Source organism: Salmonella enterica subsp. diarizonae, assembly GCF_008692785.1.
GTDB lineage: Bacteria > Pseudomonadota > Gammaproteobacteria > Enterobacterales > Enterobacteriaceae > Salmonella > Salmonella diarizonae.
In genome coordinates this window covers 40,593-57,346 of the sequence record NZ_VXJV01000001.1, presented here as the reverse complement: position 1 = coordinate 57,346, position 16,754 = coordinate 40,593, and the positions used below count along the sequence as shown (strand labels likewise).

13 protein-coding genes and 1 other RNA gene are annotated in these 16,754 nt (G+C 44.2%); 6 read left to right on the top strand and 8 right to left on the bottom strand.

Features of this window, described 5'->3' with window-relative positions; translation table 11 throughout:
• Nucleotides 1-195 precede the first annotated feature (195 nt).
• From F4V72_RS00225 to F4V72_RS00210, 4 genes are all read right to left on the bottom strand, one after another.
• Entirely contained in the window at nt 196-1,071 is an 876-nt protein-coding gene (locus tag F4V72_RS00225) for a GTPase family protein (protein ID WP_109183680.1), read from the bottom strand.
• Nucleotides 1,072-1,170: 99 nt separating this feature from the next.
• Nucleotides 1,171-1,386, bottom strand: a complete 216-nt coding sequence (locus tag F4V72_RS00220) for a hypothetical protein (RefSeq protein ID WP_047414867.1) — start codon at nt 1,384-1,386, stop codon at nt 1,171-1,173.
• Nucleotides 1,373-2,071, bottom strand: coding sequence for a hypothetical protein (locus F4V72_RS00215; RefSeq protein ID WP_047414869.1), 699 nt, complete (start codon nt 2,069-2,071; stop codon nt 1,373-1,375). The genes F4V72_RS00220 and F4V72_RS00215 overlap by 14 nt, the downstream gene beginning before the upstream one ends.
• A 48-nt stretch (nt 2,072-2,119) precedes the next feature.
• Nucleotides 2,120-2,464, bottom strand: a complete 345-nt coding sequence (locus F4V72_RS00210; protein WP_041692654.1) for an FxLYD domain-containing protein — start codon at nt 2,462-2,464, stop codon at nt 2,120-2,122.
• Between the two features lie 585 nt (nt 2,465-3,049).
• On the opposite strand from F4V72_RS00210, the gene F4V72_RS00205 reads away from it, so the two are divergent.
• From F4V72_RS00205 to F4V72_RS00195, 3 genes are all read left to right on the top strand, one after another.
• Nucleotides 3,050-3,976 (top strand): helix-turn-helix transcriptional regulator, encoded by a 927-nt coding sequence (locus tag F4V72_RS00205; RefSeq protein ID WP_047414871.1) that lies wholly within the window; start codon nt 3,050-3,052, stop codon nt 3,974-3,976.
• Between the two features lie 283 nt (nt 3,977-4,259).
• Nucleotides 4,260-6,212, top strand: coding sequence for an ATP-dependent nuclease (locus F4V72_RS00200; RefSeq protein WP_136058123.1), 1,953 nt, complete (start codon nt 4,260-4,262; stop codon nt 6,210-6,212).
• Between the two features lie 185 nt (nt 6,213-6,397).
• On the top strand, nt 6,398-8,680 hold the full coding sequence (locus F4V72_RS00195) for a hypothetical protein (protein ID WP_015683443.1): 2,283 nt from the start codon (nt 6,398-6,400) through the stop codon (nt 8,678-8,680).
• Between the two features lie 315 nt (nt 8,681-8,995).
• Here F4V72_RS00195 and F4V72_RS00190 read toward each other — a convergent pair whose 3' ends face one another.
• Entirely contained in the window at nt 8,996-10,825 is a 1,830-nt protein-coding gene (locus tag F4V72_RS00190; RefSeq protein ID WP_136058124.1) for a hypothetical protein, read from the bottom strand.
• Between the two features lie 99 nt (nt 10,826-10,924).
• Here F4V72_RS00190 and F4V72_RS00185 point away from each other — a divergent pair, with 99 nt between their 5' ends.
• The 3 genes from F4V72_RS00185 (at nt 10,925) to F4V72_RS00175 (ending at nt 13,641) form a co-directional block, all read left to right on the top strand.
• The gene (locus F4V72_RS00185) at nt 10,925-11,146 is read left to right on the top strand and encodes an AlpA family phage regulatory protein (protein WP_136058125.1); all 222 of its coding nucleotides are present in this window, start codon (nt 10,925-10,927) and stop codon (nt 11,144-11,146) included.
• A gap of 30 nt (nt 11,147-11,176) precedes the next feature.
• Nucleotides 11,177-12,685 (top strand): DUF3987 domain-containing protein, encoded by a 1,509-nt coding sequence (locus F4V72_RS00180; RefSeq protein WP_109183684.1) that lies wholly within the window; start codon nt 11,177-11,179, stop codon nt 12,683-12,685.
• A gap of 275 nt (nt 12,686-12,960) precedes the next feature.
• A complete protein-coding gene (locus F4V72_RS00175; RefSeq protein WP_109183711.1) occupies nt 12,961-13,641 on the top strand; it encodes an inovirus Gp2 family protein in 681 nt (226 codons plus the stop codon).
• Nucleotides 13,642-13,727: 86 nt separating this feature from the next.
• Here F4V72_RS00175 and F4V72_RS00170 read toward each other — a convergent pair whose 3' ends face one another.
• The 3 genes from F4V72_RS00170 to F4V72_RS00160 form a co-directional block, all read right to left on the bottom strand.
• The gene (locus F4V72_RS00170) at nt 13,728-14,969 is read right to left on the bottom strand and encodes an integrase (protein WP_109183685.1); all 1,242 of its coding nucleotides are present in this window, start codon (nt 14,967-14,969) and stop codon (nt 13,728-13,730) included.
• Between the two features lie 182 nt (nt 14,970-15,151).
• Nucleotides 15,152-15,514: a transfer-messenger RNA gene (gene ssrA, locus F4V72_RS00165) on the bottom strand.
• A gap of 71 nt (nt 15,515-15,585) precedes the next feature.
• Nucleotides 15,586-16,749 (bottom strand): HlyD family efflux transporter periplasmic adaptor subunit, encoded by a 1,164-nt coding sequence (locus tag F4V72_RS00160; protein WP_079836885.1) that lies wholly within the window; start codon nt 16,747-16,749, stop codon nt 15,586-15,588.
• Nucleotides 16,750-16,754: the final 5 nt, after the last annotated feature.

Here is a 16,754-nt window from a genome sequence, read left to right as displayed (position 1 = left end):
AAGCTAATTCACTGAAAAGATGTGGGTTAGTGTAACAAGGGGGTATGGCAGGGTATGGACACAGAAAGACGATTTTTTAAATCGGTCGATATCAGGAATGGCGCTGCCTGTCAGGGAGGCTGGCTTTTTTACCTGGTGTAAAATCGCCATAAACGGACAGGGTGTGTCCGACGTCATGACCATGCCCGGGCAACATCAGAAGAATATCCAGTCCCAGACGGCCCGTGCGACTGACACAACCGTTTCCCGTACGGTACGCATGACCGCCCGAACCGGTGCCGGAAGCAGAGGGGATGACTCCACGCCATCAAACACCTTTCCCACGGCATGGCTGAAACTGTCCCTGGCCTGCTTTTTTACCGGCTCCGTGCAGAGCCTGCCATGCAGCTGTGTCGTCAGTGGGCTGGTGGCCCGGTCAGGCAGGCTGCGCATCATTGTCTCGACCATCGCATCCAGCCCCCAACCAGTTCGGGCCGATACAACACAGACTGGATGGTGCGGCAGGAAGATCTGTTGTACAGCGCTCTGCTTGGCCTCAATTGTCGACTGTTGGCTATGGGATGGTGTATTGCTGGTGGTATTCCATTGATGGCAGGGTTCGGCCTTGTCAGCTTGATTAACCACGAACAGAACCCTCTTCTGATAATCCTGCATCACCTTGCGATAGAAGTGTTCATCCACTGACAGTGCCCGGTCATCGGTTTTGATAACCCACAGCACTAAATCCAGTTCTGGCAGAATGTGACGATAAAGTGCTGTATATTCCTCGTCACGTTGCTCGCTTTCACCCACACCAGGTAAATCAACAACCATTAGGCTGTGATTGCCATTACGAAGTCTAAAGTGTATCGCCTCACGCGTGCAGGCCTCCACATTGCTGATCGGAGTGACTTCACCCTGGAACAGAGCATTGCAAAGTGATGATTTACCGGCACCTGTTTTGCCCATAATGCCAATGACGGGTTCGTAGTGAGTCAGATGTTGGAGACGTTCAAAAACGAGATTGCGTAGGGTATGCGGTAACGAAGCCAGTGGTTTTTCAAGGGCCTGAAGGCCGACAGATTTATTCATACGGATATCTCAGCGTAAAAAACAAAAATCCCCGCTATCCGGTAAGGATGCGGGGGGATTCACCGAGATGATATCTGTCTGAAATAATTTTTAATGCAATTATTTTTTCATCGGCGGGATCTTCGGGCCACTCACAGGGGCAAAAGTACCCTGAGATGTTGTCTGAGCAGAAGTTTGACGACCATACCCCGGAATTTGATTACCTTGTTGCGGACGCGCAACCATCTGGATTCCCCTGGTTTCAACTTGAGCACCATTCACTGCCATTTGTAGCCCGGCCTGTGCACCTAACTCCCGGCCATCAAAGGTCGGCATTCTGGTTATTTTCGGCATCTGATTCTTTGTCATGTGGAACCTCAATGTAATTTTCAAATACGACCATTTTACCGTATTCTTTTGAAAGATAGATAAATCCCGTCGTCCAGAGAACTGTACCTGTTTCCGAACTGAGTACAGTAGCATTTAGAAGCCCCAGCTCCTGCGTTTTCTCATTTTCGTTATACAGATAGACTGTTCCATGAATGAGCATATTATTTTCATGCAACAGAACGTAGCATTGCCCTGTATTTCTGTGCATGATCTCAACTGACCGTATAAAGGCATTATCATCACCGTATTTATTTGAAATGCCCTTACGCAGTAACAGTTCATGAAATGTCCGTTTGGTCGCAAGATAGACAGCAATCAGCCCTAAGGGGATAGCACAAAGCCCGCCCAGTAAGATCTCCAGTGGATTAATCGCTATCTTTTCCTCATTGGGAATTGACCAGACTGACAGTAATCTCCAATTAATGGATTTGGTATCACCGATCCCAGCAATCAGTTGAAATAAGCTCACTGCTGCCTGCATTGCCAGATAAGTAACGATACCAAATACAACCGACATCAGAACATATCGAAATGAATCCCAGGATTTATGTTGAGTGTAAGTATCATAAATTAGTGCCATAATGACACCAGGGATCATTATTGTTACCAAAGATACTGTCAGTGTGTTCATTTACATTCCTGATAATTTGCTCTTGAGAACAAACATTCAATAAAAACATCAATTTATAACGTTAATCTCAGTAACCTTGAAACTATCAGGCTTAACAGCAAAACTATTATAAGGAGCCTGTACTTTCCAGTTCTGTCCGGCCTCAAGATTCTCTACCATAGCGATGGTTTGCCCCACTACAGTATTATTTTGAAGAAGGTTAAATTTCACAAACACATGCTTGAGTGTCTGACTAGTAGTATTAATACCATTACCTTCAATTTGCTGCATTCCATTTGGTGTTGTGGCAAAATGAAGATCAGAAAGTGCGACCTTCTGGCTACTATCTGCTGCGAATACTGAACCAGAAACCACAGCTGTAGTAAGAATGACATTACGAAGAATTTTTTTCATTGCATTACTCTTAAAATAGAAGTTGAGCTATGTAAAGCAATTAATGGCAGGCCACATTGACCTGCCTGGCACTGGTTGAACTATTTAGTCTTACGACAAGCCGTACAATGAGGAATGACAAGGACTTTACCCTTTTTCGGCAAAATTACCTTACCCGTCTTTTCATGAATGGCTTTTGTAGCAAAAGAGATTTCACAATCCTGTTTACAGCGTGGGCAGTAGCCCATTCGTGGTGTGGTCATTTACCACTCCTTATGTTGCAAGGAGTGTCATTTCACCAGAGGCAGGCTTGTCGGCTACGCTATAATTAACGTATACTCAACATTCTGATCAGCAAGACTCAGTGGTGAATTACGCTCCGCAGAGTTTTTGTTTTTCTGGTGAGGGATTGTTTGCAGACAGTCCCTCACTCCCCCCTCAGTGCTAATCCAACCAGATCAACGACTTCACCTGAATGAACCTTCCTGAGCTATCATGTCGATTTGATTACTTTCTCGACTGAGATAATCCTATCTCATTGCGTAAAGCAGTGCAACATGTGATAATGAACAGTATATTTAATAGATCATAAAGCGGAGCGTATCGATGACAATGTTTCATGATGTTCATCTGGAACTGCTGGTCGACGCCTATTCACTTCCCCAGGCAGAACGACTTGCGTACATAGACCTCTGTATTCGCTATCTTGGCAGCATCTCCAGAGCTGAGATTATGGCTGAGTTCAAGGTTGCTCAGGCTGCAGCATCTAAGGATCTTGCTCTCTATCGGGAGCTAAAACCGGATAACTGCAGCATTGATACTGCAACCAAAAGAACAGTTATCCTTGCAGACAGCTATACCCCATTAATTAGGATTGGTGTTCACACGGCCCTTAACCTTATTCAGTATGGGTTTACACGCTCCGAATTAATGCAAAAGCGGCCAATGCTACCCATTGATGAAGTGGACCCGCTCTATCAGCCGGAACGTCTCAAAGAAGAACAGGTAGCGGCGGTAACAAGGGCAATAAAGGGACAATGTGCCATTAGATGTTCCTACGGTTCAAAAAGTGGTGATCACAGGGAAAGGATACTGTTTCCATTAGCATTGTTTGTTGACCGTAAGAACTGGTATTTCAGAGCTTATGACCGAAATGAGGAACAACCACAGCGCAGTGGTTTTAAGAACTTCAAACTATCCAGGCTTTTTGATGCTCATTTAGATACAACAATTTCGCCGACTCTTGCTGAGAAGACGGATAGAGAGTGGGACGAAGAAGTCACTTTTATCATTGAATTTAAAAAGAATTTACCAAAAGAAACAATTAATGAGATATCGCGCGAGTTCTCTATAAATGGTAACGTCCATTCCGTCACTTGCCGTGCAGCATTGGCCTGTTATGTAAAAACCAATTGGAAAATTGACTTGGTCAATGATGAAAATAATAAGTGGTTATACTTTGATGTACTAAATGCAGAGGCTTTACAAGACGTTCAGTGTTTAGCTCCATTGTTTGAACAAAAAAACAGTTAATTATTACCAGATATTGATCGTGGCTGAAAAAGCAGCCACGATCAATCACCTACGGGCTGTTCTCATCTTAACTAACAAGCCATAGTTTGCTTATACCCTGCTCAGTAGCTTTGCAATTAAGCTCATCCATCACATCCCTCTATCAGTCTCTTACCGGAAAAAAAATACCGCCAGAATCAGTTCTGCTATTCGTAAAAATGCGGGTTTACAGTCGGCATCACCTTTTGAGGTCGCTCGTTTGTGTAGAGTGAGATAGCTATCTGTTTGTAATTTAGAGGGATATATGGCAGCAGAGAATCGTTCAAAATTGCTTCGCATGACCATTCGGAACATTGGATGTATAGGGAATGAAGGCATCGATATTGCACTTGATAACATTGTTTGTCTTGTAGGTAAAAACAACGCTGGTAAATCAACAGTCTTGCGAGCATATGAGTTAGCTAAGGGGCCAACAGCATTTGATGCCAGTAGCGATCGACATCAGCATGCTTCAGAGGATGAACATTCAGAGATTTTGCTCGAAGTTCACATTCCTAACGGTATTGGTAATGTAGATGCAAAATGGAAAGAAGAAAGGGACGGTTTTCTCGTCGTTAAAAGCCGTTGGCAGTGGAAAGCACCTGATTTTTTGAAAGTCCGTACAACTTGGGATCCTACCGCTGGAGAACATGGTGAAGGGGACTGGGCAGAGGACACTAAAGCAGGCGGCGCTGATTCAGTTTTCAACTCACGTCTGCCAAGACCTTTGCGTATAGGATCTCTGGATGATGCAGGGAAAACAGAAGATGTGCTTTTGAGTTTTGCTCTCGCCCCTTTACAGAAAGAGCTTGAGAACGCGCGGCTTAATCCCGAATCGCCATTAGCAAAAGCGATTGAAAGTGTTTCTGGAAGTATCAACTTGCTTAGTGAACAGCATCAAGAACATTTTAATGGTATTGCGGGCCGAGTTTCCGAAGGGTTTAAAGGTATTTTTCCGGGGCTGGATGTTAGTCTGAGCATCGGTGCTGCCCCTCTGGCTCCTAAAGTTGCGGATCTCATCAAGAATGGCTCCAGTTTAAAAATCACTGACGGGAGGGCTAATACCTCTCTTAGTCAGCAGGGCACGGGCGCTCGCCGCGCACTATTCTGGTCAATGTTGCAAGTTCACAATGAACTTAATCGCGACAAAGAAGTACGTGCTGAATTCCGCAAGCGGCTTGAGAAAGAAGTAACTGAACTTGAGAAGAAACTAAAAAAGCCGCCTAAAAACGCTGATTTGAATGCCCTCCATGATGAGCTTGCTCAGGTTAGAGCTCAACTGGATGCACATGATAGCGGTGCTCCGCTCCCTGATAGTCCTGATGATCCAGCTTTCCCCGGCTATTTACTGTTAATTGATGAACCCGAGAATGCCCTTCATCCTATGGCTGCTCGTGCAGCACAGAGACATCTGTATCAGTTGGCTAAGAACCCAGACTGGCAGGTGATTATGACTACTCACTCTCCGTGCTTTATCAATCCATTTGAAGATCACACAACCATTGTGAGGCTTGAACGCGATAATCCGGAAGAAAATTCAGCAGTTACACCAAGAACTTACCGCTCTGACCATATAGCTTTTGAGGGTGATGAAAAACAGCGCTTGCAGGCATTGCAACATATTGACCCCAGCTTTTCAGAGGTATTCTTCGGTTCTCATCCAATTCTCGTTGAAGGAGATACCGAACATGCTGCATTTATGGCCTCGATCATCGAGCGTGATAATGCATTGATGGATCAGATTGCGGTCATACGAGCCAGAGGGAAGGCCATACTGGTACCGCTAATCAAGGTACTGACTCACTTTAAAATCCATTTCAGTCTTGTCCATGATTCGGATTCACCTAACCGCTCCGATGGAGTTAAAAATGGAATGTGGACTGAAAACCGAAAAATCCATGAAGCATTGTGTCAAGCCAGAAACGCGGGACTAACAGTCCGCCATCGAGTCAGTGTACCTGACTTCGAGCGCTTCCTTGGTCATCGGGAAGCATATAAGGATAAGCCATTGAATGCTTACCTCCAGATCAAGTTGGATGATGAGTTAGCGGAACGGGTACAGAGGCTCATGGATTCCCTTCTGAACTCTGATGAACATTGCTCGTTTGGGAATGAAATCGATCACGATCGCTATATGGAAAAGCTACAGGGAGTTGTTTCTGGGTGGGCCGAGGCGAATGGATATGCGGAGGATCTGCGCTTTAAGAGCCAAAGATAAGAGAATCGACATGTGTATGATTTTTCAGTGGTAGTAGAAATCTAACGGGATGGATTACGTCAGAAATGTGGCTACTAACACAGTAGCCACAATTACCTTGCTCGGTCCTTGTAAGCAATCACTAGACATCCCCAACATGAGCTTTAAAATAGGTATTAATTCAATCCTGAATACCAAGAAAATCAATGCAATCAATCCAATTCGACCTACACAAACTTGGATGGAAGGCTTTCGAGGATCTCGTGTCATGTATCTTGAAAGAGACCTTTGGGCAGACATTTCAAATATTCTCTGACGGTGTTGATGGCGGTCGCGACGGGGCTTTCTATGGCACTTGGTCTGGAACTGGGTTCGGCGATGGCATAAGTAATAGCTTTACTACCCAATGTAAACACACTAGCAAACAAGGTATGAAGCTTTCAAAGGGAGTTGTTAGTGATGAACTTCCTAAGATTGAGCGGCTTGTGAGTGAAGGGCTAGCCGATGTGTACCTTCTATTCACTAATTGTTCAGTTTCCGCAGAAACAGCAGCTGTGATGGAAGAGGATATACGTAAAACTGGTGTAAAGTTCGCAAAGATTTATGGGGCAGAATGGATAAACCACAGCATATCCTTATACCCAAGTCTTAGGCGCATGGTACCCCGAATATATGGCCTTGGTGACCTTTCTCAAATAATTACTAATCAGGCATTTAGGCAGGCGAAAAGTGTTCTCGATTCAATTGCTCCAGATCTTGCATGCTTCGTCCCCACAGAGGCATACCGCCGTTGTGCACACGCTATCAGGGATTACGGATTTGTAATGCTGATAGGTGAGCCAGCAAGTGGTAAAACGATGATAGCTAACTTGTTAGCGCTCTCAGCGGCTGATGAGTGGGGACTGCAAACGTTGATTTTAAGTTCGCCGGAAGATTTGGATCGGCAATGGAATCCAGATGATCCAGGACAATTTTTTTGGGTTGACGATGCTTTTGGATCTAATCATTGTGACTTTAACCGAGTCCAGGAATGGAATCAAAGGCTCCCTAAGTTGAAAGCTGCTATACACAAGGGAGCACGAGTGATTTTCACTTCACGCAGCTATATCTTCCGTGCAGCTCAGAATCGCTTAAATACAAATAAATTCGAGTTATTCAGAGATAGTAGAGTCACAATTGAAGTTGAGAAACTCTCCGATCCTGAAAAAGCCATGATTCTGTACAACCACTTGAAGCTTGGGAAACAGACTAAGACTTTTCGAAGGGCAATAAAAAATTTTCTACCGTCGGTAGTATCAGTACCCAAATTTCTTCCAGAAATTGCCCGGAGATTCGCCAATCCGCAGTTCACAAATAAGCTTGTGCCTAACGAAGCTGCAGTCGTTGGTTTTTTCTCAAATCCTACAGGGATCATGGCAGATATTATTGGTGGACTAGCGCCCGCTGAAAGAGCGGCATTAGCCCTTGTATTTTCAAATGGAGGGGAACTACCAATCCCACTTCGGATTGAAAACCCTCAGACAACCAATATCATCACGTCCATGCAATCAAATCTTGGCGACGTAAAAGCAGCATTGTCAGCATTGGATGATTCACTTATCAGAATAAGTAAAACACAAGACGAACACTACTGGAAATTCCGCCATCCAACCATTCGCGATGCTTTCGCAACTGATGTTGCGGGGAATCCAGAACTCATCGATATCTACCTTTCAGGAGTCACAAAGGAAAGATTAATCGAGGAAATCAGTTGTGGGGATATGGGGATCGAGGGGATAAAACTGGTTGTGCCGCACAGTATGTTCAACAGTGTTCTGAACATCATCGATCCCAGTGGTAACAGAGCCCTCATCAGTAGGCCAATACTCACATTTTTGGCAAGTAGATGTTCAACTGATTTCTTGGGGCTTTATTTCAATAGCGACGAAGCAAAGACATATTTGCTTGATTTAATTAGCTCTGCGAGAAGATACGATAATAGCCTGACAATATTGAGTAGGCTGAATATAAATGGTCTACTCGGGGATGACCTCAGAAGAAAAGTGCTGGATAAACTGAGCGTTCTTGCCTCAATAAACCATTCAGATTGTTTCATTGACGCCGACTTTGTCGGAGTTTTACTTTCAAAAGAAGAGAATGAAGCCAGACTTTCTGTCCAAAAAGTCGAGTTTTACTCTAATATGAATGAAATAATCCAAGATATAGAGGACTCTTGGGCTACTGACGACGATGTAGACGAAGCATTTTACGATGTCACACGCCTTTTGGAGCGATTTCGTGACGAGAACAATGAATTGTACTGTGAGGATTTTTATGATGAAGATGAATGGCAAAAATCTGAACAATTCATTCGTGAAATCGAAATTAGGAAAGATAAGCTCAAGCTTCAGCAATCCGAAGCAGTGGATTACGATGAACTAGAAGCTGAAGAAGCCCAGAGTACAGATTTGCAATTGGGGCGGAGTATTTTCGATGATGTTGACGAGTAAGTTCTTGGGGAATTCTTGGTAGCCTGTCTGGCATGTTTAGAGATTCAAAGATTTTAAATGCAACATTACGATATATTGTGATTTTAAAATGGGCTTAATTTGGGGTTAGTAGTATTAGCTCAGGTCTGAGCTAATACAGATTAATCGATCAAATATAGCGTGAGATAGATTTTCTTAATGTTGGTTATCTATATTAATATTAACTGAAATTTTGAAAAAAAATCCAGTTCCCCCCTGCTACAGCCGCTACATGTAGCGGCTGTAGCAGGGGGGAACATGTCTCTGGTTTACCCTGCATTGCCTTCCCCCTTAAGATCAGCAAGCTTTTTTGATAGCGAGTTGTAATGCCTTACATATCTTCTCTCTAACATGTTGCGATCTATCTGTTGTTCCTGCAAACATCACAATATTTACCATAGGTTCTTTAGGATATCTCAAATAATGAATAAGAATGTTCAGACTAGTAAGACAATTATGTAGTGTACAGTTATCAAGAAAACCGATCAGATTTTCACTCAGTTCGCGTGCTGTCAAAATTTTATTTTGTAGAATAAGTTCAGAAAGTTCTTCGCTTTGAATATTCTCATCGGTTTCTTTAAGCAATCGATTCAATTTATCTAATGCACATTCTATCTCATCCAATAGACCATATATAGCCTGTGGATAAATGTCAAAGGGCTCCGCCTCATCGGGGGCGTTAATTTTTATTATCATACAGTTGTATGTTTTTATTGCACGCATGATAATCATGTTATTTGCGCACGAAACGACTGGACCTTCTATTTCCCCCTTAGTTAATGCAATATGATCTGGTGTAATGCTTTGATTAACCATTGCGCCGTTTATAAGTGACAGCAATGTTTTGTTTCTGATTGTATTCCTTTTAATCTTTATTTTTAGAGCAAGCTTTATGATCGCGAAGGCTGATGGTAAATAGCCAAATGGTAAATTTTTAAAATCAATGTCATTAAGCAATAGATATGCTTCATTAAGTTTGTTATGGCAGAGGAAATAAATTATGTTTGATAGTTTTGCGTAAGGTTTTAGAACATCGGAATGTACGGTGTGATTTAGGTATGAAGACATATCTAAAAAGATAGAATGATGCCAGGAGTATTCGGTGTTAGCACTGAAAACAATTCTCTTTAAAAGTTGGATGTAATAAAACTCTCTATCTTTTATGTTAATTGTTATGGGCCAGATAGCCTCTTTAAAGAATGCCAGTGTTATGTCATGAATCAGTGTTTCATCATATCCTGAAGAGTAGAGATACCGACATAAAATGCCATAGCTGGTATTATAACCTATGCCGTTAGCTACAGTGTATCTGTAATTTCTGGATAACAGGTTTACTGCTGAAGTTTCTCGCTCGAAGACCAATAATAGATTGAGTGATAAATAGGCCTGCTCAATGATGTCTAAATTATGTTCGTGAGCAGAGATGTATTTTTTGGGGATCATGTTTTCTATATTTTTGGCTCGGCATAAATTTATTTTTTGTTTTATACTCTCATTGTTTTGCCCACAACCTTTTTTGATATTTGAAATGAAACTCTTAATTTGACCGAGGTTAGCTGCAGAAGAAAACTGAAGGCGTTTTATAAGCTCTCGCAGATATGTTTGTACACCCTTATAAACAGGCCTTGTGTCATCGGGTTCGAAAGGGCAATGATTGCTTGTTAAAAAACAATGGATATGATAATAGAGATGCGACTCATCGCCTGCTTCTAAGGTATTGTATATATCCAAAGCCACAATCGGAGGTAATGCAGAATGGATATATCGTTCTGCTACTTTTTTGTTGTCTGAATGAGAAAATACAGGGATACGCATTAGCGCATTATAAAGTTGTTCGTATTTGAAAAAAATATCTCGTCTTTGATAGTGATTGAAAACTTTTTTGGGGTCGATTTTTTTTATTATGTCATCATAGCCACTATTAAAAATATCATCACGATCACCATCAGCATCAACACCAGACTCAACTTTTCCCTCATCAGGAGTATTACGAGTCTTGCCAAAAAAAGATTGATGGTACGAAAAGTTGCCATTTCTGAGCTCAGCACGCCGTTTATCGTCTTTTTTGAATAAGTCAAAGGCCTGGTACAGATGATGCATCATATCTGCAAATACATGAGTCGCCATTTTCCCTCCGGTTGGTTTCCATTTTTTGACGAGGACAGTATCTCAGATGGTGTGAGAAATTTCGAATCCAGCCAAAGACGTCCAACAGGAGAAGTGAAAATGTCGAACATTAGTGAACAAAAAACACACCCGTTACGCATCCTGCGCATGACGGAGTTGACAGTGATGCTGGGGATCTCACGTTCAAGCATCTACGAGAAACTGAACCCGAAATCCAGGTACTACGATGCTGATTTTCCTAAACCAGTTCGGTTAGGGGCTGCATCCGTCGGTTGGCGCTCTACTTCTATAGACGAGTGGATCGCTTCCCGAATCGTTTAATTTTTTTGCAAAATAATAAAGGATGATGCAATGAGTAACAAAAATGAAATTAATCATGAACTTAACCTGAAGTTTGATATTCTGCCACGTCATATCAGGCGATGGACTTTGTACCTACACCACATCACAGGTGTGGCTGTTGAGATTATCGTCGTTACGTTATTAGCATTTTTGGGGTTGGCCTGCCAGGATCTGTTTTGCGTTCAGTTGGGCAATAAACAGCGATTTCCTCTAGCGTTATATCTGTTGCTGCTCTCCAGATCTGGTAGTGGTAAGTCAAGAATATACAGGTTGCTCAAGATTCCTGTTGAGCAACGGGAGCAGCGATTTGAAGACGAGTATTGTGTCGAGCTTGAGGAGTATGAACGAAGGGTTATTATCTGGCAGGCTGAGTTTAAAGTATTAAATAAGCTTTACAAAAAAGCGCTGAGTCAAGGGGGAGATACAGCTGAAACACGCAGAAAACTTGAAGAGTGTATCAGCCGCCAACCGCAGAAACCCGTAAGGAAATCCATTATTTTAACAAACCCGACAAACGAAGCGCTCACTAAAGAAATCGGGATGGGATATCAGAATAAGGCTCTTTTTAACGATGAAGCAGCAGGTGTGTATACGAGTAATTTGTACAACGACCCCACACCTTTCAATACATTCTGGTGTTGGGATAAAGTCACCATTAACAGGGTGTCACGGGAAAGCTTTGTTATTGAAAATTATGTATTTTCATCTTTATTAATGATGCAGCCTCATCCGTATGACAATTCCAGCAAACGGAAAAGGGCCAATATCAGATTCACAGGATTGCTGGCCCGTACCCTGATGATAGATATGGAGCAGATTACAAAGCCATACACCATCAATGAGCACAGTGCCAGGGATGAAAGCCTGCTTCAGGAGCTGTATTCTGTCATGTCACAGCTTATGGACGCCGGTGTTAAGCGAAGAGAAAATGGCGATGAGTATATTGCGCTTACCCTTGCCCCGGACGCGCAGGATCTAATGGATGAAACGTCGTTGAGTTTGCAGCAGCAGATGAAGCCTGGCGGTGCCTTATATCACTATGATGATATAGCCGCTCGTTTTATCGAGCAGAGCCTCAGGATTGCAGGTATTTTTCAGGTTACCGGTGACCCTGATTCGACAGAGATTGTAAGGGAAAATTTGTTGTCTGCTTTGAATCTGACTGACTGGTTTGTCAATCATACCATCACAAAAATTGATGCTACAAGAGAGCTAAGTGATGATGAAAAAATATTATTCTGGATGGAGTCGCATCTTGTAGAAAATAGATCTTTCGAATTCAGAAGAAATGACATTATCAAAAATGGTCCGAATTCAGTCAGGCGTGCTGAGAGGTTGATGCCAGCGCTGGAAAAACTTGAGTCGAGAGGGAAGGTGCAATTATTCGAAGTGGCGGGTATAAATTATGTCAAATTTACGGGTTCAAAAATGGATCCTGTCGAACTGGCAGAGAAAACTAACACGCCCGTATACCAGTCTGGATCACTGGCAATGAGCAAGCTGACTAATCCTGAATAACTTCAGAGTAATATTTATAATTTATCAATGAGTTACCTTGTTGGTAATCCCTGATTGATTGCGGGTTAGAGTGTCACGAGTAATATCGTTTCTTAGTTTTGGTTAGTCGGTATATGTAATATATCTCCTTGTTAACTTATACCGATATACCAGTTAACTGATCAACCACGATACCAGCATAGATAATCCCTCTCTGTGAGAGGGACTGTACGCCTAATCACATGGGTAGCCTACTGCTACCCATTAATCAATAAGTATTATCTGAGTAATTTATGATGAGATCACCTTATGAGTTATCTGAAAAAGAATTTAAATCCCTGCTACTGGCAGCGGAAAAGAAATATGACTCCCGGATATCAAGCTATATGCTTCGTCAATCGCTTGCTGTGATATCTAACTATCTGGAAAACTATGACCGGGTATTTGCATTACGCGCTGACCTGAGATTTGCTCAGTCCCATGTGCCTGGAGAGCCAGACTTGCCGCTCTGCTTTCAGAGGGATGATGAGAAAGCCATAACCCGGGCTATGGAATCCCTTAAAAGCCAGTTACGGGAAGAGCACAAGCGTTCTGGCAGGAGTGGTAAGCCTAGGCCACTCGGCTATATCTGGGCCAGGGAACGTGTTACAGGGGAACACCCTCACTACCATCTGGTCCTGCTGTTTGACAGAGAGGCCTATGCCTATCTGGGGAATTACACTAAAGTGGATGCTGATAATATGGGAGTCCGGATACAGAAGGCCTGGTGCAGCGCAACAGGGCTTGATTACCCTGACTATGCGTACCTCCCGCATTTCCCGAAGAACCACAGCAGCTGGTTCACTCGGGATGATGCGTTAACGTTAAGTTCTGATTATTATGACTTTCTGTTACGAGTCGCTTACCTGACGAAGTACAACACCAAAGACTTAAGTGACGGTTACCGTAATTTCGGTACTAGTCAGATTCAAGATTAATTATTCATTATAAAAAGGGTAAGGGGCCTTATGCCCCTTGCTTTACCAAGAGGAAGCTCGCCAATCAAACTAGTTAAGCGAGGAATTCAGACGACAAGTTTTAACTCTCTTTTTCCGTTTTCAACAATGCTCCCGCTGTCGGCTTTGTTTACGAAATCAGCCCACCATTGCATCATAGGGCGACGTTGTTCAAGATAATCACTGCGGTTATAAGCACGACGTACCTCGTTTTTGTCCACATGAGCAAGTGCGGCTTCAATGACATCAGGAGGAAATCCTTGCTCATTGAGGGCTGTACTGGCGATAGAACGCAAACCATGTGAAACTAGCACTCCTCCTAAACCGGCACGCTTGAGTGCAGCATTCACTGTTTGACTGTTCATCGGCTGAGTGGGCTTAATGCGACTTGGAAAAATAAAATCTCGGCCACCACTGAGCGGCTTCATCATTTCCAGAATAGCCAGAGCTCCATCAGATAATGGAACCGTATGGTCCCGGTTCATTTTCATTCGGGCAGCTGGAATTTTCCATTCGTTAGCATCAAAATCGATCTCATTCCACCGAGCTTCGGCGGCTTCGGCGGGGCGGGTGATGGTGAGAAGTTGCCACATGAACAGACACCGCGTAGACAGGCTGATACTGGCCGTACGCATAGTTTGCATCAACTGAGGCAACTGATCCGGACGAATACTGGGCATGTTCTTCTTCTGAGGTTTCTCGAAGGCTTTGCCAATATTAACACTGGGAACTGCATCAATCAGGCCCGTGTTTTGGGCATATATCATGACTTCATTGATACGTTGGCAAAGTCGGCGGACGGTTTCCAGTGCTCCTCGGGCCTGGACAGGTTGAATTGCTTGAACCAGTATATGGGCTTTAATATCTGTAACGCTGATGTTGCCAATCGTAGGAAAGATATCTCTTTCAAGCGAGCGCCAGATATCATTAGCATAGTCCTCGGTCACACTGGCTTTCTTCACATTCCACCAACGCTCGGCAACTAACAAGAAAGTGTTGGTTTTGGCCTCTTGAGAATTTCTCATCTGTTCTTTTTGGTATTCCTGAGGATCAATTCCTTTTGCCAGTAATATTTTTGATTCAGCTCTGAGTTTACGAGCATCGGAAAGCGAGACAGCAGGATAGGAACCGAAGCTCTGTTTAGTTCGCTGTTTTGTCAGAGGTCGGTAGTAACGGAATTGCCAGAGCTTACTGCCACTGGATTTGATTAGCAGCGTCAGTCCGTCACCATCATACAGCTGGTAATCGGCATCTTTAGGTTTGGCTGCTTTGATTTCCGTATCCGTTAACGGCTTGGTTTTTCTTGCCACGGTGGAGTCTCCATGCTTTTAGGCCCAACAAAGACCATATATCTTTTCGTTGGGCCTATCAATGGGCCTAAAACAATTAGCTTGGGTAGGATCAAATCAGACAGCGCTGGACATAAAAAAGCCCGTAACTTGTTGTGATTACGGGCTTTTCGGTCTTTCTTGGATTGCTTTGTAACCAAATTTGGTGGAGCTGGCGGGAGTTGAACCCGCGTCCGAAATTCCTACATCCTCGGTACTACATGCTTAGTCTGTCTTTACATTCGCCTGGCACCTGCGGACGGACACGCCACTACCAGACTAGCCTGATTCGTTTTAACGCTTCAACCCCAGGCAAGGCATCCACGCGATCTCTTTTGGGTTTGACCTCTCTTGATCCCCGTCCTAAGAGCGGAGGCTAGGGAGAGAGGGCTCTAAGCAGGTTATTAAGCTGCTAAAGCGTAGGTTTCGTCGTTTGCGACTATTTTTTTGCGGCTTTTTACGAGGCCAACCGCCCCTCGGCATGCACCTTGGGTTTCGCAAATCCCGTCGAATCCAGAATCAGCCCCAATGTGTAAGTTGAGTATAACAGACTTGTGACACGCGTGACCAGCCCCCGTATCTTCTTATCCTCAACGATTTACCGCTCGCGCAGCGCTTCTTTCGCTCGATTAAACGGTTTGATTAAATAGTCGACGATGGTTTTTTCACCGGTTTTGATATCCACCGTGGCGATCATGCCTGGAACAATCGAAAAACGGCGTCCAACTTTATTTTGTAGATAGTCCTGATGGGTGCGGATAAACACACGATAGTAGAAAATTTCCGGCTTTACCTTATCCTGAATGGTGTCCGGTGAAATGGTCTCCACCACGCCGTCAAGCCCGCCGTAAATGGCGTAATCATAAGCGGTGATTTTAACCAATGCGCGTTGACCGGGATGAATAAAGGCGATATCACGCGGCGAAAGACGGGTTTCAATCAGCAGATGATCGTCTACCGGTACTATCTCCATCATCTCGCCGTTAGGCGGGATCACGCCGCCAATCGTCGTGACCTGGATATTCTTAACAATACCGCGTACCGGCGAACGTACGGTGAGGCGGGTAACGGAATCCTCGCGTCCTTTTAAAATGGCGGAGAGCATATCGACCTCGGCGTTCGCTTTCGACAACGCTTCGCGTGCCTGTACATAATATTGTGAGCGCAGGTCGGTAATTTTTAAGCCTAAATCACTTTTTTGTCGTTGCAGTCGCAGTACTTCAACATGACTGGCCGCGCCGCTTTTTTCCAGCCGCTGGGTAATGGCCAGCTCTTTATTAACCGATACCAGAGCATCCCGTAGTTCGGCTTCAGTATCGGCCAGTTGCGCACGGCGGCTTTTATAGAGACGCGTCTCTGCGGCAATCAGATCCGGCCAGCCGTTTAGCTCATCGGGGAAGGCGAGGGGTAAGTCGCTGACTTCCGCGGTTAACCGTGCGCTGGAGGCGAGTGAAGCGCGATATTTTGCCGCACTTTCGCCGACATTGGACGCCAGACGCGTAGGATCAAGCCTGGCGACAATCTGGTTAGCCTGGACCCTGTCGCCTTCCCGCACCGTCAATTGCGCCAGGATGCCGCCATCCAGCGACTGCAGAACCTGTTCGCGTGAACTGGGGATCACTTTCCCGTTGCCAGTGGAAACCTCATCCAGCCGGCCAAACCACGCCCAGATGCCGAGAATGAGAAATAACAGTGAGCAGATCAGAACAATACGACCCGCGCCGGAAAACGCCCGTTCACGCTGAATATCGGGATCGTCCATCGCGG